Annotated in this window: 18 protein-coding genes; 8 read left to right on the top strand and 10 right to left on the bottom strand. The window is 70.3% G+C overall.

Translation table 11 applies throughout. The annotated features are described in order from the left end of the window. Nucleotides 1-61: 61 nt before the first annotated feature. Nucleotides 62-1,267, bottom strand: coding sequence for an MFS transporter (locus AB0L53_RS30275; RefSeq protein ID WP_364000811.1), 1,206 nt, complete (start codon nt 1,265-1,267; stop codon nt 62-64). A 41-nt stretch (nt 1,268-1,308) separates the two neighbouring features. Here AB0L53_RS30275 and AB0L53_RS30270 point away from each other — a divergent pair, with 41 nt between their 5' ends. The 3 genes from AB0L53_RS30270 to mihF all read left to right on the top strand — a co-directional run bounded on the left by AB0L53_RS30270 (nt 1,309) and on the right by mihF (nt 3,479). Then, entirely contained in the window at nt 1,309-2,547 is a 1,239-nt protein-coding gene (locus AB0L53_RS30270; RefSeq protein WP_364000808.1) for an ROK family protein, read from the top strand. 265 nt (nt 2,548-2,812) lie between these two features. Beyond that, nucleotides 2,813-3,070 carry a hypothetical protein gene (locus AB0L53_RS30265; protein ID WP_364000805.1) on the top strand — a complete coding sequence of 86 codons (258 nt, stop codon included), beginning with the start codon at nt 2,813-2,815 and terminating at the stop codon, nt 3,068-3,070. Nucleotides 3,071-3,173: 103 nt separating this feature from the next. Then, the gene (gene mihF / locus AB0L53_RS30260) at nt 3,174-3,479 is read left to right on the top strand and encodes an integration host factor, actinobacterial type (protein ID WP_225301079.1); all 306 of its coding nucleotides are present in this window, start codon (nt 3,174-3,176) and stop codon (nt 3,477-3,479) included. 172 nt (nt 3,480-3,651) lie between these two features. Here mihF and AB0L53_RS30255 read toward each other — a convergent pair whose 3' ends face one another. Then, on the bottom strand, nt 3,652-4,299 hold the full coding sequence (locus tag AB0L53_RS30255) for a response regulator transcription factor (protein ID WP_357959441.1): 648 nt from the start codon (nt 4,297-4,299) through the stop codon (nt 3,652-3,654). Further along, nucleotides 4,290-5,525, bottom strand: coding sequence for a sensor domain-containing protein (locus tag AB0L53_RS30250; RefSeq protein ID WP_364000801.1), 1,236 nt, complete (start codon nt 5,523-5,525; stop codon nt 4,290-4,292). The genes AB0L53_RS30255 and AB0L53_RS30250 overlap by 10 nt, the downstream gene beginning before the upstream one ends. 208 nt (nt 5,526-5,733) lie before the next feature. On the opposite strand from AB0L53_RS30250, the gene AB0L53_RS30245 reads away from it, so the two are divergent. From AB0L53_RS30245 to AB0L53_RS30230, 4 genes are all read left to right on the top strand, one after another. Further along, nucleotides 5,734-7,017 (top strand): acyltransferase, encoded by a 1,284-nt coding sequence (locus AB0L53_RS30245; protein WP_364000798.1) that lies wholly within the window; start codon nt 5,734-5,736, stop codon nt 7,015-7,017. 59 nt (nt 7,018-7,076) lie between these two features. Continuing rightward, the gene (locus AB0L53_RS30240; protein ID WP_364000795.1) at nt 7,077-7,577 is read left to right on the top strand and encodes an N-acetyltransferase family protein; all 501 of its coding nucleotides are present in this window, start codon (nt 7,077-7,079) and stop codon (nt 7,575-7,577) included. A gap of 62 nt (nt 7,578-7,639) precedes the next feature. After that, nucleotides 7,640-10,147 (top strand): DUF3516 domain-containing protein, encoded by a 2,508-nt coding sequence (locus AB0L53_RS30235; protein WP_364001049.1) that lies wholly within the window; start codon nt 7,640-7,642, stop codon nt 10,145-10,147. A gap of 186 nt (nt 10,148-10,333) precedes the next feature. Then, complete coding sequence (locus AB0L53_RS30230) at nt 10,334-10,831, top strand: DUF2087 domain-containing protein (RefSeq protein WP_364000792.1); 498 nt, start codon at nt 10,334-10,336, stop codon at nt 10,829-10,831. On the opposite strand, the gene AB0L53_RS30225 is transcribed toward AB0L53_RS30230, so the two are convergent. The 7 genes from AB0L53_RS30225 to AB0L53_RS30195 are packed head-to-tail and all read right to left on the bottom strand — an operon-like array spanning nt 10,828 to nt 20,280. Further along, nucleotides 10,828-12,432, bottom strand: a complete 1,605-nt coding sequence (locus tag AB0L53_RS30225) for a beta-N-acetylhexosaminidase (RefSeq protein WP_364000789.1) — start codon at nt 12,430-12,432, stop codon at nt 10,828-10,830. The two genes, AB0L53_RS30230 and AB0L53_RS30225, sit on opposite strands and share 4 nt — an antisense overlap. Before the next feature lie 11 nt (nt 12,433-12,443). Beyond that, entirely contained in the window at nt 12,444-14,381 is a 1,938-nt protein-coding gene (locus tag AB0L53_RS30220; RefSeq protein WP_364000786.1) for an NPCBM/NEW2 domain-containing protein, read from the bottom strand. A gap of 12 nt (nt 14,382-14,393) precedes the next feature. Next, the gene (locus AB0L53_RS30215; RefSeq protein ID WP_364000779.1) at nt 14,394-15,938 is read right to left on the bottom strand and encodes an alkaline phosphatase D family protein; all 1,545 of its coding nucleotides are present in this window, start codon (nt 15,936-15,938) and stop codon (nt 14,394-14,396) included. After that, nucleotides 15,935-17,266, bottom strand: a complete 1,332-nt coding sequence (locus AB0L53_RS30210) for a sugar ABC transporter substrate-binding protein (protein WP_364000776.1) — start codon at nt 17,264-17,266, stop codon at nt 15,935-15,937. The genes AB0L53_RS30215 and AB0L53_RS30210 overlap by 4 nt, the downstream gene beginning before the upstream one ends. 10 nt (nt 17,267-17,276) lie before the next feature. Then, entirely contained in the window at nt 17,277-18,086 is an 810-nt protein-coding gene (locus tag AB0L53_RS30205; RefSeq protein ID WP_364000773.1) for a carbohydrate ABC transporter permease, read from the bottom strand. 8 nt (nt 18,087-18,094) lie between these two features. Next, entirely contained in the window at nt 18,095-18,985 is an 891-nt protein-coding gene (locus AB0L53_RS30200; RefSeq protein ID WP_364000770.1) for a sugar ABC transporter permease, read from the bottom strand. Then, a complete protein-coding gene (locus AB0L53_RS30195) occupies nt 18,982-20,280 on the bottom strand; it encodes a glycoside hydrolase family 36 protein (RefSeq protein ID WP_364000767.1) in 1,299 nt (432 codons plus the stop codon). The genes AB0L53_RS30200 and AB0L53_RS30195 overlap by 4 nt, the downstream gene beginning before the upstream one ends. Before the next feature lie 166 nt (nt 20,281-20,446). Between AB0L53_RS30195 and AB0L53_RS30190 the strand changes: the two genes are divergently transcribed. Continuing rightward, nucleotides 20,447-21,598 (top strand): ROK family protein, encoded by a 1,152-nt coding sequence (locus AB0L53_RS30190; RefSeq protein WP_364000764.1) that lies wholly within the window; start codon nt 20,447-20,449, stop codon nt 21,596-21,598. Nucleotides 21,599-21,646 lie beyond the last annotated feature (48 nt).

The following is a 21,646-nucleotide window of genomic DNA, read 5'->3' as shown; positions in this document are numbered from 1 at the left end:
TAGCGAGGTGAGGCCGGGACGGAGGCGGGACTCCAGCCGCGGAAGCCCGTACCCGATCAGGTCAGCGCGAGTCGGCCGGGACCGGTACGGGGACGCGGCTCAGGGCACGGATGGCCGGGGCGCCCGCGAGGGCGACCGCGGCGGCCAGCAGGGCCGGGACGATCAGTGCGAACCGCAATGTCCAGGACTCCGCGAGATAGCCGAGCAGCGCGGGCCCCACCAGCAGCCCGCTGTAGCCGAACGCCGTCACCAGCGCCAGCGCGCGGCCGACCCGGCTGCCCGCCGCGCCCACCGCGCTGAAGATCACCGGTACGACGGTGGCCAGCCCGACGCCCACGAGCGCCCACCCGGACCACGCGCACACCACCTGGAGCGCGTCGGCGGTGAGCGGAGCGACGAGGACGAGCACGTAGCCGCAGGTGGCGAGCACGCCGGCGAGCTGGATCGTGCGCACCGAGCCCAGACGGGCCCGGATCGGGTCGCCCAGCAGCCGTACCGTCGTCATGGCCACCGCGAAGATCGTGTACGCGATCGGCGCGGCGGCCGGGTCGGTGTGCAGCACCCAGCGGGCGTGCAGGGCGGCCCAGTCGATGGCGGCGCCCTCGCTCAGGTGCCCGGCGAACGCGGCCAGGCCCAGCAGGGCCACCAGGCCCCAGCGCAGCGAGCTGCTCCCGGTCGCGCTCTCCTCCCGGGTGACGTGCTGGGGCGGGTCCGGCAGCAGCATCCGCGCCGCCGGAACGTACAGGAACGGCACCACGATCGCCGCCCCGACCAGCAGCGCCTGCGGGTCCACGCCGACCTTCAGCGCCCCGGCGGTCAGCGCGCCACCGACGGCGCCACCCAGGCTCCACGTGCCGTGGAAGGCCGAGATGATCGGCCGGCCGTAGACCCGTTCGACCTCGACCGAGTGAGAGTTCATGGCCACCTCGGCCACCCCCAGGCCGATCCCGAGCAGCACGGCGAGAACGGCCAGCGCCGGGTAGGAGGGGGCCAAGGCGGGGCCGAGCAGGACGGCCGCCGACAGCGGGCCGCCGACCCAGCAGACGACCCTGCTCGACCACTTGTCCACCAGCGGCCCCGCCACCAGCATCGACACCAGCGCGCCGCCCGAGACCAGCAGCAGGACGCTGCCGAGCCGGGCCGGTCCGAGATCCAGGCGGTCGTTGAGCGACGGCAACCCCGCCGCCCACAGGCCCATCACGAACCCACTGAGAAAGAAGAAGGAGAAGACTGCGATACGGGCGCGCTTGGCGTCACTTTTGTTCACGGCTAGAGCATAATAACCCGGATGAGGCTTCGACAATGGTGATGAATGGGGCAACGACAAGTGCCGGTCTGCGCGCGTACAACCGGGTGCGGCTGCTACGGGCCGTGCACGACTGCGGCGCGACCCGTACGCGCTCCCGTCTGACCCAGGACCTGGCGCTGGCCCGAGGCACCGCCTCGGTGCTGGTCAGCGGCCTGGCCGACGACCGGCTGCTGCACGAGGAGCCGTCCGCGGAGCATGCCAGGGGACGCCCCACGCAGGTGCCTGGCCCGCATCCCGAGGGACCGCTGGCGCTGGCCGTGGACCTCCGGGAGGACTCGTGGGAGGTCGCCGCCTGCGAGCTGGGCGGACGCGTCTCCGTCCTGGACGTACGGCGCCACGACGGCACACCAGAAGGAGCCCTGGGGCCGCTAGGTGAGGTGCTGCGCGGGCAGCTCGGACGCCTCGGGTCCCGGGTGGTCGGGGTGGGCGTCGCGGTGGCGGGGCCGGTGCGTGACGGCGGCCTGGTGGACGTGGCCCACCTGCGCTGGCGCTCGGTGGACGTGCCCGCCCTGCTCGGCCTCGGCGCCGCGGTGCCGGGCGGTGGGCCGCGGGTGGGCAACGACACGGCCTTCGCGGCCTTGGCGGAGGCGCGGCGGGGACGCTTGCGCGGGATCGGGGTGGGGCTGCACGTCCACGTGGACTTCGACCTCGGCGGCGTGCTCGTGGTGGATGGGCGCCCGCTGGAAGGGGCCGGCGGGATGGGCGCGGAGTTCGGGCACATGCCGCTCACGGGCGGCGACGCGCCTTGCATGTGCGGCGCGCACGGCTGCTGGGGGCTGGAGGTGGGCGCGAACGCGCTCCTGCGCCACATGGGCCTGGCGTACGGCGGCGGCCAGGGCCGCGACGACGCCCGCCGCATCCTCGCCACCGCCGACGCAGGCGGCGGTACGGGCGGCGGCCAGGTTCCGAGCCCGCACGACCACACGGGCGGCGGGGCGGCGCTGCGCGCGGTCAGGACGAACGCGCAGGCGCTGGGCCGGGGACTGGCGGCACTGGTGAACGCGCACGACCCGGCGGTCGTGACCCTGTCCGGTCTGGGCGTCGACCTGTACGACCGAGCCCTGCCCACCCTCATGGAGTCATTCGGCCGCGGCCTGATGACGATCCGCCACGAACGGCCGCCCGTGATCGCCCCCTCGGCCCTGGGCTGGCAGGGTCCGCTGGTCGGCGCCATGGAGTCGGTGTTCGACATGTTCCTCACCGTCTCCGGCGTCGAATCCTGGCGCGGCAGCACGTGATAGAGACCGGCTGATCGAGCGCCGGCGAGCAGAGCGCCGGCGAACAAAGCACGGCCCCGCGAAGCGCGGGGAAGCCTTGATCCAGCATCCTGCTCCTTCCCCCGAAGAGCACCCCCATGCCGACATGGTACGCGTGCATGCCCCCTGACCTGCAACAACCCGGCTCCACCGGAGCGTTGCCGGACCGATCGAGGCCCTCGCGACACGCCCGAACGCCGAATGTGACGGATACCACGCGCAAGGGCGGAAACCACCCACCCGAGCCGTGATCTTGCCGAGAAGGCATCCCGAGAGAGGCGACACCGCACGCCGACCTGCGGCTCCGCCGACCCGGCGAAATCCCGCCGGAGAGCTCTATGACCTGGTCAGAGACCATTTCGCGGGCCGCGAAGGCGATGCCGCCCAGTGGGCGGGCTACGGTGAGGAGAACCTCGTGGTCGGCGGCATGGGCGTCAGCGGAGGCATGCTCGCGCGGGAGGTGGCGGGCGCCGAGACGGCCGTTTCGGCGTGGCGCACACGCTGAGCGGGCGCTTTTCGCAACACGAACCGCTGGTATCCGCCATGATTAGCCACTGCACTACGGGTTACAGGAATCCCCGACCCCAAACTCCCCTAGGAGAACCGAGATGGCACTTCCGACTCTCACCCCCGAGCAGCGCAAGGCGGCTCTGGAGAAGGCCGCGGAGGCACGCGCGGCCCGCACCGCCCTGCTGGGCAAGGTCAAGGCCGGTGAGCTGACCTTCGCGCAGCTGCTGGAGCGCGACGACGACATCGCCAAGAAGATCAAGGTGTCGCAGGCCCTGCGCGCCGTCAAGGGCGTCGGCCCGGCCAAGGCCACCGCGCTCATGGAGGAGGCCGGCGTCGACGAGAAGCGCCGCCTCGGCGGCCTGGGCGCCCAGCAGCGCAAGAAGCTGGTCGACGCGCTCGGCTGACCACCGGGCGGCCAGGTCCGCGCGGAACGCCGCGCGGACCGGCCAGCGCCCTGGAGGTACCCGGCGTCTAGAAGTACAGGGTGTGTCAGGGCTCGCCTGGACGTACAGCGTGTGTCAGGGCTCGCCTGGACGTACAGCGTGTGTCAGGGCTCGCCTGGACGTACAGCGTGTGTCAGGACCGCAGATAGGCGAGGACGGCCAGCACGCGCCGATGCTGATCGCTGTCGTCGGCGTAAAGCCCGAGCTTGCTGAAGATGCTCCTGATGTGCTTCTCCACGGCCCCGTCGCTGATGACCAGCTGCCTGCCGATGGCCGGATTGGACTTGCCCTCGGCCATCAGCCCGAGCACTTCCCGCTCCCGCGGCGTCAGCTGCGCCAACGGGTCGTCCCTGCGCCTGCGCACCATCAATTGGGACACCACCTGAGGATCGAACACGGTCCCGCCCGCGGCGACCCGTCGCAGGCCCTCCATGAACTCGTCCACGTCCACGACCCGGTCCTTCAGCAGGTAGCCCACCGCGCCTCGGGCATCGGCCAGCAGGTCGTCGGCGTAGGAGACCTCGACGTACTGCGAGAGGATCAGCACCGGCGCCCCCGGAACCCGGCGGCGCGCCTCCACGGCGGCCCTGAGCCCCTCGTCGGTGAACGACGGCGGCATCCGCACATCGACCACGGACACGTCCGGCCGGTGCTCGGCCACCGCCTTGACGAGGCCGTCGCCGTCACCCGCCGTCGCGACCACCTCGCAGCCGAACTCCTCCAACAGCCTGACCAGGCCCTCCCTGATCAGAACCGCGTCATCGGCCACGACTACCCGCACGGAACCTCCGCCACGATCACAGTAGGCCCGCCGTCCGGCGACTGCACGGCCAGCTCCCCGTCGACCGCGCGGAGCCGGTCAGCCAGACCGGCGAGACCATGTCCCTTGGCGACGTGCGCGCCGCCGACCCCATCATCCCCGATGGTGAGCATGAGAATGTCACCGATGTGGACGAGCTGGATCGTGCAGATGGTGGCGCGGCTGTGCTTGGCGACGTTCGTGAGCGTCTCGGCGACGACGTAGTAGATGGCGTTCTCGACGGAGGCCTGGTAGCGGCGGACGGTCTGCACGTCGAGATCGACCGGGATGGTGCAGCGTCCGGCCAAGGCGGCCAGGGCCGGGGCGAGGCCGCGGTCGGACAGGATGGGCGGCGCGATGCCGCGTGACAGGGCGCGCAGCTCGTCGAGCGTCTCGCGGGTGGCGGTGATCGCCGAGCTGATCGTGGCCTGCGCGGCGTCGGGGTCGCGCTGCATCTGCCGCTGTGCCCTGGACAGTTCCATGGCCAGCGAGACCAGCCGCTGCTGCGGGCCGTCGTGGATGTCGCGCTCCAGCTTGCGCAGCGCGTTGGCCTCGGCGGAGACGGCCGCGGCCCGGCCTTCGGCCAGGTCGTCGATGCGCTCCTGCAGCTCGGCGACCCCGGTCAGCAACGCGCGGCCGACCCCGGCGCGCAGCAGCGCGGCGGCGCGCACCATGAACGGCAGGATGAGCATGCCGAGCAGGCCGAGCACGACGTAGAAGGCCGAGTTGACCCAGTAGTTCTGCTCGAACCCGAGCAGCTGGGGCAGCTCTTCGTTGCCGGGGATGCGCGAGGTGATGACGCCCCACAGCGGGTAGCTCAGCCCGGTGATCGGCACCGCCCAGAACGCCACGGTCAGCACGAACGACACGATGGCGAGGGGGAAGTTGACTATCCCGTGCAGCAGGTCGAGCCATGACTGCCCGCTGGTCAGCGGGTTCACCAGCCGGCGGAACCGGCCCGCGCCCGCCGGCGCCGGCTTGTAGCGCGGGCGCACCGGAGGGCGCTTGAGCACGTCGGAGAGCCAGCCGCGCTCCGCGTCCGCGAACCCCCTGGCGATCATGAGCGTTCCCGCGAGAAGGGGCACACCGATCCATACGACCGTCGTGCCCACGCCGACGGCCATGCCGGCGATCAGCAGCACGAAGGCGATGACGGCCGTGGGGAAGCCGACCAGCGTGTAGCGCGTGTCCAGGAGGACACGTCTCATGAGGGAGCGCATGGCGTTCACGGTACGACTGTGCCATGCCCGGATCGACCCTGTGCGCCGGTATATGGCGGTAGGGCCTGCCCTACCTTCCATGGTGGTGTGATCTTCCCGCAAGAGGGCGGCTCACGGCACTGTGCCGGGCCGCCCGCGACGGAAGTCTTGAGGCCTCAAGGTTCGCGATGAACGTCCACCACGAAACGAGGCCCCCATGACCGCGTTGCTCGACCATCCGGCGGCCCTGCCCGAGGCCGCCGCACCGGTCCACCCCGCCCCGGCGGCGCGGGCGACGGTCAGGGACCCGTTCATCGACCTGCTGCGGGTGTTCGGCATGGCGCTCGTGGTGCTGCAGCACTGGACGATTCCGGTGCTGGCCTTCGACGGCACTCGCCTGACCACCGGCAACGCCCTGGCGGCGCCGGGCGTCTGGGTGGTGACCTGGATCAGCCAGGTGATGCCGCTGGTGTTCTTCGCGGGCGGCGCCGCCAACGCGATCAGCTTCGGCCGGGCGGCGCACGGCGGGCCGCAGTGGCTGGCCACCCGGCTGCGCCGGCTGGCCTGGCCGCTCCTGCCGCTGGCCGCGGTCTGGATCCCGCTCCCCCAGTTGCTGCTCACGCTGGGCGTGCCCGCGCAGCCACTGCAGGTGGGCGCGCAGCTGACCGGGCAGCTCCTGTGGTTCCTGGCCGTCTATCTGATCGCGGTCACGGCCACGCCGTACATGATGAGCCTGCACGAAAGGTACGGCCTGCGCGTCCCCGCCGTGCTGGCCGCCGGGGCGGTGCTGACGGACGTGCTGCGGTTCTCGACCGGGGTCGACGCGCTGGGCTACCTCAACATCGTGTTCGTCTGGCTGGCGGTGCACCAGCTCGGCTTCCGGTACGCCGAGGGACGGCTGACCCGCCCCGGCCTGATGGCGATCGGCGGCTTCGGGGCCGCGGCGCTGCTCGTGGCGTTCGGCCCGTACCCGGGCAGCATGATCGGCCTGCCCGGCGCCGAGGTGTCGAACATGGCCCCGCCCACGCTGGCCATGCTGGCCGTCTCGATCGGCCAGATCGGGCTGGCCACGCTGCTGCGGCCGTGGATCCTGCGGCTGCGGACCGAGAAGCTGCTCGCCTGGGCCGGGCCGCGCATCATGACCGCCTATCTGTGGCACATGCCGGCGCTGTTCGCGGTCACCGGCGTGGTCGTCGTCGGTCTCGGCATCGACACGCCGGCGCCGGGCGGGCTGGCGTGGTTCGCCGGGTGGCCGATCTGGTTCGGGATGCTCTGCCTGGTGATGTGGCCGCTGCTGAAGGGCTTCTCCCGGTTCGAGGAGCCGCCCGCGCTGCCGTACGGGAAGGCCACCTGGCGCAGCGCGCTCACCTCGGCGGGGCTGGTCGGCGGCGGGCTGCTGGGACTGACCATGGCGGGGTTCGCGCCCGGCAACACGCCGTTCCTGGCGGCTCTGGCGATCCTGGGCGGGCTGCTGCTCACCGGCCCGAAGGCCCGGGTGTGACGCGCGCGTGAGGATGCGGAAACATGATGGTCACGCGAATCGTCTAAGAATGCAGTTCTATGACGCTCATTCAGCCTTTGTCCGAGACCGACCTGCCAGCCGTCGCTGATATCTACGCGCACTATGTGACGGATTCGGTGGCGACCTTCGACGAGACGCCCCTCGACATCGAGGCGTGGCGGCTGAAGGCGGCGGCGATCGCCGAGGCGGGCCTGCCGTTCCTGGTGGCCAAGGAGGAGGACGGCCGGGTGCTGGGGTTCGCCTATTGCGGGCGTTACCGCCCCAAGCCCGCCTATCGGCACACCGTGGAGGACACGATCTACCTCTCGCCGGGGGCGACGGGGCGCGGGCTGGGGCGGCTGCTGCTCGGCGAGCTGATCGCCCGCACCGGGGAGGCCGGCGTCCGGCAGATGATCGCGGTGATCGCCGACGGCGGTGACCCGGCCTCGCTGAAGCTGCACGCGGCGTTCGGATTCGCGGAGGCGGGCCGGCTGAAGTCGGTCGGTTTCAAGCACGGGCGATGGATCGACACCATCCTCTACCAGCTCGAACTCCCTTAAGTCACGGGGATCGGGCGCCGTCTCGCCTGCTCGGGTTCGAGCATTCGGCAAACTTCGGCAGGATAGAGGGTGTGAGCCTTCTCGTTGACCGCCTGCCAGAAGAGATCGACGCCGACCCGGACGCCATTTTCGACGCGTTCGTCTCCTGGAACTCCGAACGGGGGCTCACGCTCTATCCCGCCCAGGAGGAGGCGCTCATCGAGGTCGTCTCCGGGAGCAACGTGATCCTGTCCACCCCGACGGGCTCCGGCAAGAGCCTGGTCGCGGCGGGCGCCCACTTCGCCGCGCTGACCAGGGACGTACGCACCTTCTACACCGCGCCGATCAAGGCGCTGGTGTCGGAGAAGTTCTTCGACCTCGTCTCCGTCTTCGGCACCGAAAATGTCGGCATGATGACCGGCGACGCCAGCGTCAACCCGGGCGCCCCGATCATCTGCTGCACGGCCGAGATCCTGGCCAACGTCGCGCTGCGCGACGGCGCGGCGGCCGACATCGGCCAGGTCGTCATGGACGAGTTCCACTTCTACGCCGAGCCCGACCGGGGCTGGGCGTGGCAGGTGCCGCTGCTGGAGCTGCCGAACGTCCAGTTCATCCTGATGTCAGCAACGCTCGGCGACGTCTCGATGTTCGAGCGCGACCTGACCCGGCGCACCGGCCGGCCCACCTCGGTCGTCAAGCACACCGAGCGGCCGGTGCCGCTGATCTACTCCTATCGGATGACGCCCCTGCACGAGACGCTGGAGGAGATGCTCCGCACCGGGCAGGCGCCGGTCTATGTCGTGCACTTCACCCAGGCCGCCGCCATGGAGCGGGCGCAGTCGCTGATGTCGATCAACATGTCGACGAAGGCCGAGAAGGAGGCCATCGCGACGCTGATCGGCGGCTTCCGCTTCACCACCCGGTTCGGCCGCGCCCTGTCCCGCCTCGTACGCCATGGCATCGGCGTCCACCACGCCGGGATGCTGCCCAAATACCGGCGGCTGGTGGAGCGGCTGGCCCAGGCCGGCCTGCTGAAGGTCATCTGCGGCACCGACACCCTCGGCGTCGGTGTCAACGTGCCGATCCGGACCGTGCTGTTCACCGCGCTGTCCAAGTACGACGGCAACAAGGTGCGCCGCCTGCGCGCTCGCGAGTTCCACCAGATCGCCGGCCGGGCCGGGCGGGCGGGCTTCGACACCATCGGCTATGTCGCCTGCCAGGCGCCCGAGCACGACATCGAGAACGCCAAGGCGCTGGCGAAGATCGGCGACGACCCGAAGCGGCGGCGCGGCTACGCCCGCAAGAAGCCGCCGGAGGGCTTCGTCGGCTGGAGCGAGGAGACCTTCGAGAAGCTGCAGACCGCCGAGCCGGAGCCGCTCAACTCCCGGTTCAAGGTCACCAACGCCATGCTGCTCGCGGTCATCAACCGGCCCGGCGACTGCTTCCAGGCGATGAAGCACCTGCTCACCGACAACCACGAGGACCGCAAGTGGCAGCGGCGGCACATCAGCCAGGCCATCGCCATCTACCGGTCGCTGCTCGCGGGCGGCATCGTGGAGCAGCTCAGTGAGGCCGACGAGCAGGGCAGGCGGGCCAGGCTGACGATCGACCTACAGGAGGACTTCGCGCTCAACCAGGCGCTGTCCACCTTCGCGCTGGCCGCCTTCGACCTGCTCGACCACGAGTCGCCGAGCTACGCCCTCGACATGGTGTCGATCGTGGAGTCCATCCTCGACGACCCGCGCCAGATCCTGTCGGCCCAGCTGAAGAAAGCCAGGGGCGAGGCGGTCGCGCAGATGAAGGCCGACGGCATCGAGTACGAGGAGCGGATGGAGCAGCTGGCCGAGGTCATGTACCCGATGCCGCTGGACGATCTGCTGCTCGGGGCCTATGAGACATACCGGCACGGGCACCCGTGGGTGGGCGACTACACGGTCAGCCCGAAGAGCGTGGTGCGCGACATGTACGAGCGGGCGATGACGTTCGCCGACTACATCCAGTTCTACGAGCTGGCCAGGTCGGAGGGCACGGTGCTGCGCTACCTGGCCGACGCCTACCGGACGCTGTCGCGCACGGTCCCCGAGCACCTCAAGACCGAGGACCTGATCGACCTGATCGAGTGGCTGGGCGAGCTGGTCAGGCAGGTCGACTCGTCGCTGATCGACGAGTGGGAGCAGCTGGCCAACCCGGAGGAGGCGCTGGAGCGCCAGGAGCAGCTGGAGGCCAAGGTCCGGCCGGTCACCGCCAACACGCGGGCGTTCCGGGTGCTGGTGCGCAACGCGATGTTCCGCCTGGTCGAGCTCTGCGCCATCGAGAAGGAGGACGAGCTGGCGGAGCTGGCGCCCGACGTCGACTGGGGCGCGGCGCTCGACGCCTACTACGCCGAGCACGAGGAGATCTTCACCGACGCCGACGCGCGTGGTCCCGCGCTGCTGCGCATCGAGGAGGAGAGCGGGCTGTGGAAGGTGCGCCAGACCGTCAAGGACCCGGCGGGTGACGGTGACTGGGGCATCGACGCGCAGATCGACCTGGCCGCCTCCGACGAGGAGGGCCGCGCGGTGGTGCACGTACAGGGTCTCAACCGATTGTGAGATAAACAGATTGTGATAAAGCCGTGTGCCGGAGCGGACTGGCAAGGGCGCTCCGGCACACGCGCGTTCCTCAAGTCTCCGATAGATAAGTTCGTCATAAGGTCATGACAATGTCTCAAGATCGGGACATTTGGCCGGGATCCCGCCGCAGGCATCGATCCGGCGATCATGAGACAAAATATCCGAATGAGCGATGAAGAGAACCGACGAGTGCTCGGTCTGCTCGCCCAGGACGACACGCTCCGGGCGTTCGCCTCGCTGGTCCTCGGTGTCACCGACGGGCTGTCGCCGAAGGTCCTCGCCCGGCTGGCCGCCGGTGGGCTGGCCGTGCGGGGCGAGGACGGCGCGTGGCGGGCGGCGCCGGAGAAGTTCCGCGAACTGCTCCGGACACGGGCCGCCGAGCCCTCGGACGCGGTCGGCGCCGAGGAGCGGCTGCTCCGGACGTTCCTGGTGGACGGGCGGCTGACGACCATGCCCACGAAACGGGACAAGAAGCTCGTGGTGCTGCGCTACATCTCGCGGGTGTTCGAGCCCGGCGTGCGCTATTCGGAGAAGGACGTGAACGTGGCGCTGCGGGCCTTCCACGATGACTACGCGGCGCTGCGCCGCTATCTGGTGGACGAGGACCTGCTGTCGAGACACGACAACGTCTACTGGCGCAGCGGCGGGCCGGTAGAGCTCTAACTCCGGAGGTTGCTGGTCCAGGCGTCGATCTTGGCCTGCCAACGCGCCCGGTCCTCCGGGCGGCCGGGGACACCGGGGCGGGTCTGCCAGGGCAGCGGCCCCGACTCCGGCCGGTACTCCACCCCGATCGCGGCCAGCCGTGGCAGGTGGTCCGCCAGCCGTACACGGAAGTCGGCCAGGTCCCGGGCGGGCGGGCTCCACACCGTCTCCGCGAACGCCGCCACCCTCGGGAAGGCCATGTAGTCCATGTGCCGGTTGGAGTCGATCAGCTCGCTCCACAGACCGCACTGCGACCCGAGGACCCGCGCCTCTGCTGGATCATCGCGCAACTCCTCCGGAACCGGGTCGAAGGCATACACCTCCTCCAGCGTCAGCACGGTCCCGAACGGCACCGGCTCGTCCTCCCCCGGCCCCTGCCGGTAGTCGAAGTAGACGGAGGTGTTGGGGCAGGTGATCACATCGTGCCCGGCGCGGGCCGCCGACACCGCCCCCAGGTCGCCGCGCCAGGAGGCCACCACGGCACCCGGCGCGAGACCGCCTTCCAGGATCTCGTCCCAGCCCACCAACCGGCGCCCCCGCTCGGCCAGGTAGTCGTCGAAGCGGCGGATGAACCAGCTCTGCAGCTCCTCCTCGTCCCGCAGCCCGAGCTCGCGGATGCGCCGCCGCGCGGCGGGGCTGTCGCGCCACTGGTCCTTGCGGCACTCGTCGCCGCCGACGCACACGTACGGGCTCGGGAACAGCTCCAGCACCTCGTCGAAGACGTTCTGGAAGAAGGCGATCGTGCTGTCCTCGACGTTCAGCACGTTCACCCCGACGCCCCAGGTGGTGCGCACCTCCAGCGGGGTGTCGAGGTTGCCCAGCTCGGGATAGGCGGCGATGGCGGCCTGGGTGTGGCCGGGCAGGTCGATCTCCGGCACGACGGTGACATGCCGCCGCGCCGCGTAGGCCACGATCTCCCGGATGTCGTCCTGGGTGTAGTAGCCGCCGTGCGGGCGGCCGTCCATGGCGCCGTTCCAGCCGGTCTGGCTCTCCTTGCGCCAGCCGCCGACCTCGGCCAGCCGGGGGTAGCGCTTGATCTCGACGCGCCAGCCCTGGTCGTCGGTCAGGTGCAGGTGCAGCACGTTGAGCTTGTGCAGAGCCATCAGGTCGATGAAGCGCAGCACATCCTGCTTGACCATGAAATGCCGGGCGACGTCGAGGATGCAGCCGCGCCACCCGAACCTCGGCTCGTCCTCGATCAGGACGGCCGGCAGCACCATCGGCCCACCCGCCGACGCCTTCCTGAACGCGGCGGGCGGGAGCAGCTGCCGCAGGCTCTGCGCCCCGTAGAACACCCCCGCCGGGCCGCCGCCCTCGATCACCACGCCGTCGTCGGCCACACTCAGCCGGTACGCCTCGGGCGGCAGATCGTCGCGGAGCCCGAGCGTGATCGTTCCCGAGCCCGGCCCCGGCAGCAGCTCCCCGCCGACGACCGGGCTCAGCTCGCCCCGCAACCAGGAGGCCACCTCGCCCAGCGGCGGCGACGCCGTCACCGAGGTCTCCCGATCGAGGACGAAGCGCCCCTGCCGGATCTCGTACCGGACGGGCTTGGGAACGATCATGAGCTCTCTTTCTACTGGCAGGTGATAGAGGCGTCGGCGAAGTCGGCGTGGTCCGACGTCGCGTTGTCGCCGCCGTTGGTCGCGACCAGCCGGACGTACGTGGCGCCCTTCACGGACGCGGTGACCTTCCTGGCGGGTTGCGCGCCGGTGACGATGCCCGAGTGGGCGACCCGGCCGCCGTCGGCCCATACTTCGAGGTCGGCCGAGCCCGCCTGGCCCACCTCGTCGTCGATCCCGGCCTGGAACTCGACGGTCGAGCAGCGGCCGGCGGTGTAGAACTCGATGTCGGCGGGCGCGTGGGTCCCGAGCCCCTTGGCGTACGTGACTCCCTCGATGGTGATCGGTTTGCCGTCTCCGGCGGCCTTCTCGCCGTTGCTGGTGTCCTTCTCGACCGGGCCGAAGTAGTTGGCGACGCGGGTCCAGGGCAGGTCGCTCAAGTACGTCCGGCCGGAGCCGGGCGCCCGCGCGACCTTGACGACGGCGGTGGCCGCGGACTTGGCGGCGGTCGCCGTGATCTCATAGTCCTTGAGCTCGGCTCCGGCGGGCGGCGTGACCGCCCACTTCACGGTGAACGCCTCGCGGCCGTCCAGCAGCCCGGTCCTAGTGGCCGTGCGCGCCCTGGCCCGCCACCCTTCAGGTACGGCCAGCGCCACCTCGACATCCCGCAGCCGGTCCGTAGCCCCGGTGTTGGTGACCCTGGTGACGACCTCCCGCTCCTTGCCCGGCTCCAGCACGGACGGGTGATCGTCGCCCAGGAGTCCCGGGTCCACCTCCACCAGCACGGCGGGCGGGGCCTTCTCCCGGCTCTGGCTCACCCGGAAGAGCACCGACCCGTGGGCGGGCACCTGGGCCGCCAGGTCGCCCTCCGTGGTCGTGACCGCGCCGGTCCACAGCTCCTCGACGCGATAGCGGGCGGGCTTCAGCTTGGTGGAGATCGTCGCCGCCCGGTCGCTCTCGTTGAACAGCAGGATCGCCTGATCCCCGTTCGCCAGCGGCTTGGACAGCACGTGATACCAGCCGTCCGAGGTCACGAACCGGCCCGGCACGCCAAGCGCGTCCTGGTCGACGGCGATCACCTTGGGGTTGGCGACGATCGCCGCCGGCGCCTTGGCCGGGTCGGCCTGGAGGATGAGCGGGGCGGCGCCGACGGCCCAGAGGCTGACCTGGGTGAGGTACTCGGCGTCGGTCATGCCGCCCCGGCCCGCCTGGACCAGGTCGGAGTCCGCCCAGCTGCCCGGACCCGCGTACTGGACCCTGAGCTGGTTGACCTCCCAGACGTCGACCATGGTCGCGTAGCTGTCAGGCAGGGGCTTGTTGTAGACGTTGGTCCGCCAGGTGGTGGCCTTCGCCTCCTTACCCCACAGCCACGGCACGGTGCTGCCGTCCTCGTTGTTCATCGCGAACTCGATCGCGTCGCCGAGCGCCTGACGCATGCGCGGATAGAGGGTCTGGGCGATCTGCTGGACGTTCTGGCCGGGGAAGTCGGCGGCGGGGATGTTGCACCAGTCGTACTTGACGTAGTCGACGCCCCAGCCCTTGACCTGCGCGGCGTCGGCGGTCTCGCTCTTGTAGGAGCCGGCGCCGCCGCCGGAGCACGCCTTGGTGCCCGCCGACAGGCTCAGGCCGAGCTTGAGCCCCTTGCCGTGCAGGTAGTCGGCCAGCGCTTTGACGCCGGAGGGGAAGCGAGCGGCGTCGGGGGCCAGGGCGCCGCCCGTACGCTGGGCGGCCAGCCAGCAATCGTCCAGGATGACGTGGTCGTAGCCGGCCGGGGCGAGCGCGGTCAGGGCGTCGGCCGCCTGCCGTACGGACGCCTCCGAGACCGAGCAGCCGAGCGTACGGCTGCTCCAGCCCATCGGCGGCCCTTGCGGGGCGGCGTCGGCGTTGCCCGGTAATGGGACGAAGGGCAGGGCGATGAGGGCCGCCGCGAGGGCGGCCGTGGTTGTGCGCATGGGGGGGTCCCGTCAGGCTGGGTGGAGCGCCGGGTCGCCGGGCTCGATGACGAAGGAGCCGGAGGTGTAGGCGGGGGCGTAGGGCTCGGTGACTCGGGACAGCGAGCGGAAGTCGACCTTCATCTCCCGCTCGGTGAGCTTGGCGCGCACGTAGCCGCGGCGGCCGTTGAAGAACTTGACGTGCGGGTTCTCCTGGAGCAGGACCTGCGTGTTCGGGTACTCGTCCAGGCCGTTGCCGGCGCTGGTGACCGAGGTGGTGACGAGCTCGACGGCGACCGACTTGGAGGCGGGGTCCTGGTAGTCGCGCTTGATCTCGCCCGCCCAGTGGGAGTGCACGTCGCCGGTGAGCACGACGCCGTTGCGCTTGTAGTCGTCGATGGCGGCGGCCAGGCGGTTGCGGGAGGCGACGTAGCCGTCCCAGCCCTCGTTGGAGTAGCCCTTGCCCTCGCCGTTGGTCCAGTCCATCTCCATGAAGAAGACCTGCTGGCCGAGCAGGTCCCAGGTGGCCTTCGAGCCGCGCAGCTCCCCGTCGAGCCAGGATTCCTGGGCGGCGCCGAGGATGGTCCGGTTGGGGGCGAAGCGCTCCAGGCAGTCGGCGCCGACGGTGCCGCTCTTGCCGGTGCAGGGGTAGATGTCGCGATATTGGCGGGTGTCTAACAGGTGCAGGTTGGCGATCGCGCCCCAGCGGATGCTCCGATACAGCTTGAGCGCCGCCCCGTCCGGCTTCTGGGCGCGCCGCAGCGGCATGTTCTCGTAGTACGCCTGGAAGGCGGCCGCCCGGCGGGCAAGGAAGGGCGGGTCGGGCTGCTCGGGCACGTCGCCGGCCCAGGCGTTCTCGATGTCGTGGTCGTCCCACACCACCACCCAGGGGGCGATGGCGTGGGCCAGCTGGGACTCCGGGTCGGCCTTGTGCTGGGCGTGCCTGAGCCGGTATCCGGCCAGGTCGAAGCACTCTCCCCCGGCCTGGTCGCGCACCGGGTACTTGTAGTCGCCGTACTCGTAGATGTAGTCGCCGAGGAAGGCGATCAGGTCGGGCTGGTCCTCGGCCATCCTCCGGTAGGGGGTGAACCAGCCGGTCTGGTAGTCGGCGCAGGAGGTGAACGACAGGTTGAGCGCGCGGCTCCGCGTGCCGCGCGCGGGGCTGGTCAGGGTACGGCCGACCGGGGAGATCTCGCCGGCGGCCTTGAAGCGGTAGAAGTACTCGGTGCCGGGGTTCAGGCCGTCGAGCTCGACGTGGACGCTGTGGGCGGCCTCGGGCCGGGCGAGGTCGGCGCCGCCCCGCACGACGTGGCGGAAGTTCTCGTCCTTGGCGAGTTGCCATTCGACCGGTACGGGCCGCGACGGCATGCCGCCGAGCCCGTCGAGGGCGACGGGGTCCATGGCCAGGCGGGTCCACAGGACCACGCCGTCGGGGGCCGGCTCGCCGGAGGCGACGCCGAGCTGGAAGGGGTCGGAGATCGGGGCACGGCGGGCCGCCGCGCGCACGGGTGAGGCACCCAGTGCGGCGGTCAGTCCCAGTCCGGCGCCCCCAGCGAGGAGTGAGCGCCGGCTGATCATTTGACGGTCGCGTTCCCTTCCGTGACGGCCTGGTCCGCGGCCTGCTTGGGGTCGAGCTTGCCGAGGTACATCTCGTTGAAGATCTGGTTGAGCTTGGTCTCGAAGCCGGTGAACCCGGTGGTGACGGGCAGCGGGAACGTGGTGCCCTTCGACTCCTCGACGAACGGGGAGACGTCGATCTTCTTGGTCTTCTGCCAGTAGTCGACGTAGCCCTGGGTGAGGCCGTTGAGCGCGGGGAGGATGTAGCCGTCGGCGGCCATCAGTTTCTGCGGCTCCTCGCTGCCGAGGTAGGCGGCCAGCTTCATCGCCTCCTGGGGGTGCTTGCTCTTGGCGTACACGGCCTCCGACAGGCCGTTGAGGTTGACCGCGCGACCGGCCGGGCCCTCGGGCATGAGGGCGACGCCCAGCTCGAAGTTCGCCTCCGGTGCGACGTAGGGCAGCAGCGCGTTGTTGGCCGGGAACATCGCCACCTCGCCCGCCTTGAACATGTCGGTGGCCTTGCCGGTCGGCGGGTTCGTCTGGGTCGCGGGCGGCGAGACGTGATACTTGTTCACCAGGTCGACGCCGAACCGCAGGGCCTGCACGGAGGCGTCGTCGTTGAAGGCGTACTTGCCGAACGGCTGGTCGAGCAGCTTGCCACCGTTGGAGTTGACCCAGTTCATCCACTGGGTCTGGTAGTGGTTCCAGGAGGCGAAGCCGTAGGTCTTGACCTTGGCCGGGTCGAAGCCGGGGTCCTCGGGGTGTTTGCCCGCCTCGTCCACGGTCAGCTTGCGCGCGGTCTCCAGGAAGGTGCCGGAGCCGTCGGGCTTCCAGGTGAGGCTGGCCGGCATCTCGACACCGGCCTTCTTGAACAGATCCTTGTTGTAGAGCAGGCCGACGATGCCCCAGTCCTTGGGCACCCCATACAGCTTGTCCTGGTAGGTAAACGACCCGACCACCGTTGGATGAAATTTCGTGGCATCGAGCTTGAGGGGCGACATGTCGGCCAGGACGCCCTTGGTGACGAACTCGGGGAACTGCGACGGCGTCATCCAGAACACGTCCGGCGCCGTGCCGGCCACCGCGTCGGCGGTGAGCTTGGTCCAGTACTCGTCGTACGGCATCAGCTCGATCTTGACGTCGATGTTGGGGTTGGCCTTCTCGAAGGCCGCCATGACCTTGTCGTAGCCCACCTTCTGCTGGTCGTCCCAGAGCCGGTAGGTCAAGGTGACCTTGCCGTCTCCGCCGGTTTCATTGCCGCCGCCCGAGCCGCAGGCGGTCAGGGTGAGCGCGGCGGCGGCCAGCAGTGTCACGGCATGGCGGAGCTCGCGTATGCGGGGGGATCGCATATGACCTCTCTTACTTGAGGCCGGTGAGGACCACCGACCGGACGATGTACTTCTGGAAGAAGATGAAGATCGCGATCATCGGCACCAGCGCGATCAGCCCGCCGGCCATGATCAGGTTGTAGTTCACGCCGATGCCCTGGTTGAGCGTGGCGAGGCCGACCGTCATCACCTTGGTGTCGTCGCCGCTGGTGATGATCAGCGGCCAGATGAAGCTGTTCCACGACGAGATCACCGTGATGATCGTCAGCGTGCCGATCGCGGGGCGGCAGAGCGGCAGCAGGATCCGGGTCAGGATCTTCAGCGGGCCCGCGCCGTCGATCCGTGCCGCCTCTTCGAGCCCGGCGGGCAGGCCGCGGAAGAACTGCCGCATCAGGAAGATCCCGTACGGGGTGCCCAGAATGTACGGCGCGAGCAGGCCGTACCACGTGTTGACCAGGCCGAGCTCCCGCATGATCAGGAACAGCGGGATCATCGTGACGGCGCTGGGCACCATCATCGTGGCCACGTACAGCCAGAAGAGCACCTCGCGCCCGCGAAAACGCAGCCGCGCGAAGGCGTAGGCGGCGAACGTGGTGAACACCAGCTGGCCCAGCGTGAGCAGCGCGGTCATCACCACCGTGTTGAGCAGGTAGCGGGGGAACTCGCCGCCGAGGAGCTTGGTCAGGTTGGCGGTGGTGGGCGGCAGGCCGGGCACCCACGGCTCGGTCGAGTTCAGCTGGCCCTGGGTCTTGAAGGCGGTCAGCACCACGAGCAGATAGGGGAAGACGGCGACGAAGGCGCCCAGGCTGAGCGTGGCGTAGAGCAGGATGCGCTTGGTCATGTCGTCCTTCAGCTCATGTCGTAGGTGGTGCGCTTGCCGAAGAACCTGACCTGCACCAGCGTCACGGCCAGGATGACCGCGAAGAGCAGCATCGACAGCGTCGAGGCGTAGCCGAAGTCGAACTCCCTGAACGCGGTGCCGAAGATCTTGAAGTTGATGACCTCGGTGCTCTGGCTGGGCCCGCCGTTGGTCATCACGAAGACGGTGTCGAAGACCTGGAACGCGCCGATCAGGTTCGTCACCATGACGAAGAACATCGTGGGGTTGAGCAGCGGCAGCGTCACCCGCCAGAACCGCTGGCGCGGGGTGGCGCCGTCGGTGGCGGCCGCGTCGTAGAGCTCCCTCGGGATGCCCTGCAGCCCGGCCAGGAAGAACAGCATGTTGTAGCCGGTGTACTGCCAGACGTTGACCAGCGCGACGGCGGGCAGGGCCCAGGTGGCGTCCGACAGCCAGTCGGGGCCGGTGACGCCGATCACGGCCAGGGCACTGTTGATCGCGCCGTCACGCGGGTCGAAGATCCAGTTCCAGACCAGGCCCATGACGATCGGGGTGGCCATCCACGGCACCACGAACAGGGAGCGGAACACCCTGACGCCCTTGATCCGCTGGTTGAGCAGCAGGGCCAGTACCAGCGCCAGGACCGTCTGCAGGGGGATGCAGAGCAGCACGTAGACGACGGTGATCCCGAGGGAGTGCCAGGAGTCTCCGTCGCCGGCCAGACGGCGGTAGTTGTCCAGTCCGGCGAAGGACGGGGGCGACAGGAGCTCCCAATGGAAGAAGCTGAGCACGAAGACGATGACCATCGGCAGCAGCAGGAAGGCGAGCACGCCCAGCAGGCTCGGGCCGATGAACAGGTAGGCGTGCCAGTCGCGCCCTCTCCTCCGCACGCTCCTCGTCACGACGGCTCCGTCGTGGTGGGGATCATGAGGCGCCTGGTCGTCTCCAGGCCCCAGTCGTCGAGCGCCGCGATCGGGTCGCTGGAGCCGCGCAGGCCGCCGGTCGCCTCGATGTGGGCGGCCCACTCCTGCCTGGCCTCCACCTCGGGGCGCAGGATGATGCAGTCGGGGTCGTTCACCCACCAGCGGGCGTGCAGGAACTCGCGGGCCGCGCCGGTCAGCCGGGCACCCAGCTGGGACGGCTGGCTGATGTCGCCCGACTTCGGGTGCAGCGTGGGCGCGATGTCCGGGCTGACCCGCATGATGTCGACCAGGCCGATGCTGGGCAGCATGGGCGCGCCGCAGCCGTGCAGGGTGGCGTCCGGGCCGGCGCCCTCGCGGATCAGCTCCAGCCCGCGCCGATAGGCGGCGATCGGGTCGAGGTCCTCGTGCCTGCTGCCCGCCAGTGCCCCGGCGTAGATGAAGTCGAGCTTGAAGTGGGTGATGCCGTACGCGGCGAAGGTCCTGAACACCTCGACCAGGTGGGCGGCGGCATCCGGGTGGGTGACGTCGAGCACCGCCAGGTCCTGGTCCCACATGCGGCCCGCGTGGGCGCCGCCGACCAGCCAGTCGGGGTGCTCGCGGAAGATCCGGCTGCGGTGGCCGACCAGGAAGGGGGCGGTCCAGACGCCGGTACGCCTGCCCGCCTCTCCCAGGGCTTCCGCCACTTTTCGCAGCGAGCCGAAGCCGGGGCGCGGGTCCAGCCAGTCGCCGATCTCGGCCTCGTAGCCGTCGTCGACGAGGAACATGTCGGCGCCCAGTTCGTGCCGCTCCGACAGGCGGAGGTTGTCCAGGACGTCGTCCTCGGTGACCTTGCCCCAGTAGCCGTACCAGGTGCACCACATGGGGGGTACGGCCGGAAACGTCCTGGGCGCGTACCCCTCGGCCATGCCTTCTGCCCAGGTTCCCAGCGACTCGCCGGTCAGGTGGCGTACGGGCCCGTTCGCGCTCACGATCAGGCGCCCGTCCTCCTCGCGCGCCCGGATGGAGGGCACCTCCACGGGGCTCGGCGCGGACCATAGCTCCAGCGGCGCGCCGCCGCCGGGGTCGATCGCGAGCAGCCCCTCACCCTGGAACACCCCGGCGGGCACCGGCGTCTCGGGGCGGTAGCAAAGGATCTGGATGTTGTCGTCCGCGGGCCTGGGCGGGGTCTCGCCGAGGCGGTAGGCGCCGGTGGGGCTCCACGACTGCCACCCGTGCTCGAAGACCCGGGCCTGCCCTGGCTGATGGACGACCTCGCCCACGTCCGCGAACGACATCAGACCCTCAATTCCTGTTGATCTACTTACGAAGGAGCGCTTCATTAGTAGCACCAGGACTCGTGGAGGGTCAATGCCCGATTCTGTGCGGAACCGCCCGGGTTGAAGCAGAAGCGAACGCTGGCATAATGGCGAGTTACAGAGGACACCTACGTTAGGGGCGGCGATGGCGGACCTGCGCGGCGGCGACCTGTCCCGGCTCAGACAGCTCAACTCGCTGACCGCGATACGGGCGCTGCGCGGCGCCGGACCGCTCACCCTCTCGGCGCTGGCCGAGCGTACGGGGCTGTCGCGGCCCTCCATGAAGGAGGTCGCCGACGAGCTCATGGAGCTGGGCTGGGTGGAGGAGGTGCCGCCTTCGCCGGGCACGATGGGCCGGCCGGCCCGCCGTTATCGGTTCCGCGCCGACAGCGGCTGTCTGGTCGGCGTGGACATAGGCGGGCACAACGTACGGGCCGCGCTGTCCGACCTCGACGGCGAGATCCTGGCCGAGACCCGGCAGCCCGTCCTGCCGGACGCGCCGCTTGAGGAGCGCCTGGCCGCCATAGACCGCGCGGTCTCCGGGTGCCTGGCGCTCAGCGGCAGGTCGGCCGCGGACCTCTGGACGGTGGCCGTCGGCACCACGGGCGTGCTCACGCCGGAGGGCCGCATCGCGTTCTCGGCCGCGATCCCCGCCTGGACGGGCCTCGACCTGGCGGCCAAGCTGCGTGAGATGTTCCCGTGCCAGGTGCTGATCGAGAACGACAGCCGCCTGGCCGCACTCGCCGAAGCCCGCCGGGGCGCCGCGCAGGGCGCTCGGGACGTGGTGTTCCTGCACGTCGGGCGGCGCATGGGCACCGGCCTCATCATCGACGGCAAGGTGCACCGCGGCTTCGGCGCCGCCGCCGGCGAGATCGTCATGCTGCCGGAGGCCCGCTGGTACGACGCCCCCGAGCACCTCAACGGCTGCGAGGTCGTGCCCGATGGCACCGCGCCCGAGGACGCGGCGGGCTACACGCTGGCGGCGGCCCGCGACGGCCACCCCGTCGCCCTGGCCGCGGTCAACCGCTACGTGGACGACCTCGCGGTGGGGACGGCGGCCATGGTGCTGGTGCTGGACCCGCAGATGGTGGTGCTGGGCGGCGGCTTCTCCCGCTCGGCCGACGTCCTGCTGGCGCCGCTGCGAGAGCGGCTGGAGCGGGCCTGCATGCGGATGCCGGAGGTACGCGCGTCCACGTTGGGGGACGAATGCGTGGTGATGGGCGCCATCGACTACGCCGCCGACCACCTGGACAGCGAACTGTTCACCTCCGACGCCCCGCTGACGCCGCTGCGCTGACGCATTCGGTCTGTTAGGCGTTCGGCTCGTCAGAGGTTGTCGGGCGTT

The organism is Nonomuraea sp. NPDC052129 (assembly GCF_040680095.1).
GTDB lineage: Bacteria > Actinomycetota > Actinomycetes > Streptosporangiales > Streptosporangiaceae > Nonomuraea.
Note: the sequence above shows the minus strand (reverse complement) of the source record. Positions and strands in the feature narration are given on the sequence as shown.

Excerpts from the sequence above, each read along its gene's own strand:
- AB0L53_RS30250 (WP_364000801.1), bottom strand. The coding sequence starts at position 5,525 with ATGAGACGTGTCCTCCTGGACACGCGCTACACGCTGGTCGGCTTCCCC.
- mihF (WP_225301079.1), top strand. The coding sequence starts at position 3,174 with ATGGCACTTCCGACTCTCACCCCCGAGCAGCGCAAGGCGGCTCTGGAG.
- AB0L53_RS30220 (WP_364000786.1), bottom strand. The coding sequence starts at position 14,381 with ATGCGCACAACCACGGCCGCCCTCGCGGCGGCCCTCATCGCCCTGCCC.
- AB0L53_RS30215 (WP_364000779.1), bottom strand. The coding sequence starts at position 15,938 with ATGATCAGCCGGCGCTCACTCCTCGCTGGGGGCGCCGGACTGGGACTG.
- AB0L53_RS30270 (WP_364000808.1), top strand. The coding sequence starts at position 1,309 with ATGAATGGGGCAACGACAAGTGCCGGTCTGCGCGCGTACAACCGGGTG.
- AB0L53_RS30190 (WP_364000764.1), top strand. The coding sequence starts at position 20,447 with ATGGCGGACCTGCGCGGCGGCGACCTGTCCCGGCTCAGACAGCTCAAC.
- AB0L53_RS30245 (WP_364000798.1), top strand. The coding sequence starts at position 5,734 with ATGACCGCGTTGCTCGACCATCCGGCGGCCCTGCCCGAGGCCGCCGCA.
- AB0L53_RS30210 (WP_364000776.1), bottom strand. The coding sequence starts at position 17,266 with ATGCGATCCCCCCGCATACGCGAGCTCCGCCATGCCGTGACACTGCTG.
- AB0L53_RS30205 (WP_364000773.1), bottom strand. The coding sequence starts at position 18,086 with ATGACCAAGCGCATCCTGCTCTACGCCACGCTCAGCCTGGGCGCCTTC.
- AB0L53_RS30195 (WP_364000767.1), bottom strand. The coding sequence starts at position 20,280 with ATGTCGTTCGCGGACGTGGGCGAGGTCGTCCATCAGCCAGGGCAGGCC.
- AB0L53_RS30230 (WP_364000792.1), top strand. The coding sequence starts at position 10,334 with ATGAGCGATGAAGAGAACCGACGAGTGCTCGGTCTGCTCGCCCAGGAC.
- AB0L53_RS30240 (WP_364000795.1), top strand. The coding sequence starts at position 7,077 with ATGACGCTCATTCAGCCTTTGTCCGAGACCGACCTGCCAGCCGTCGCT.
- AB0L53_RS30225 (WP_364000789.1), bottom strand. The coding sequence starts at position 12,432 with ATGATCGTTCCCAAGCCCGTCCGGTACGAGATCCGGCAGGGGCGCTTC.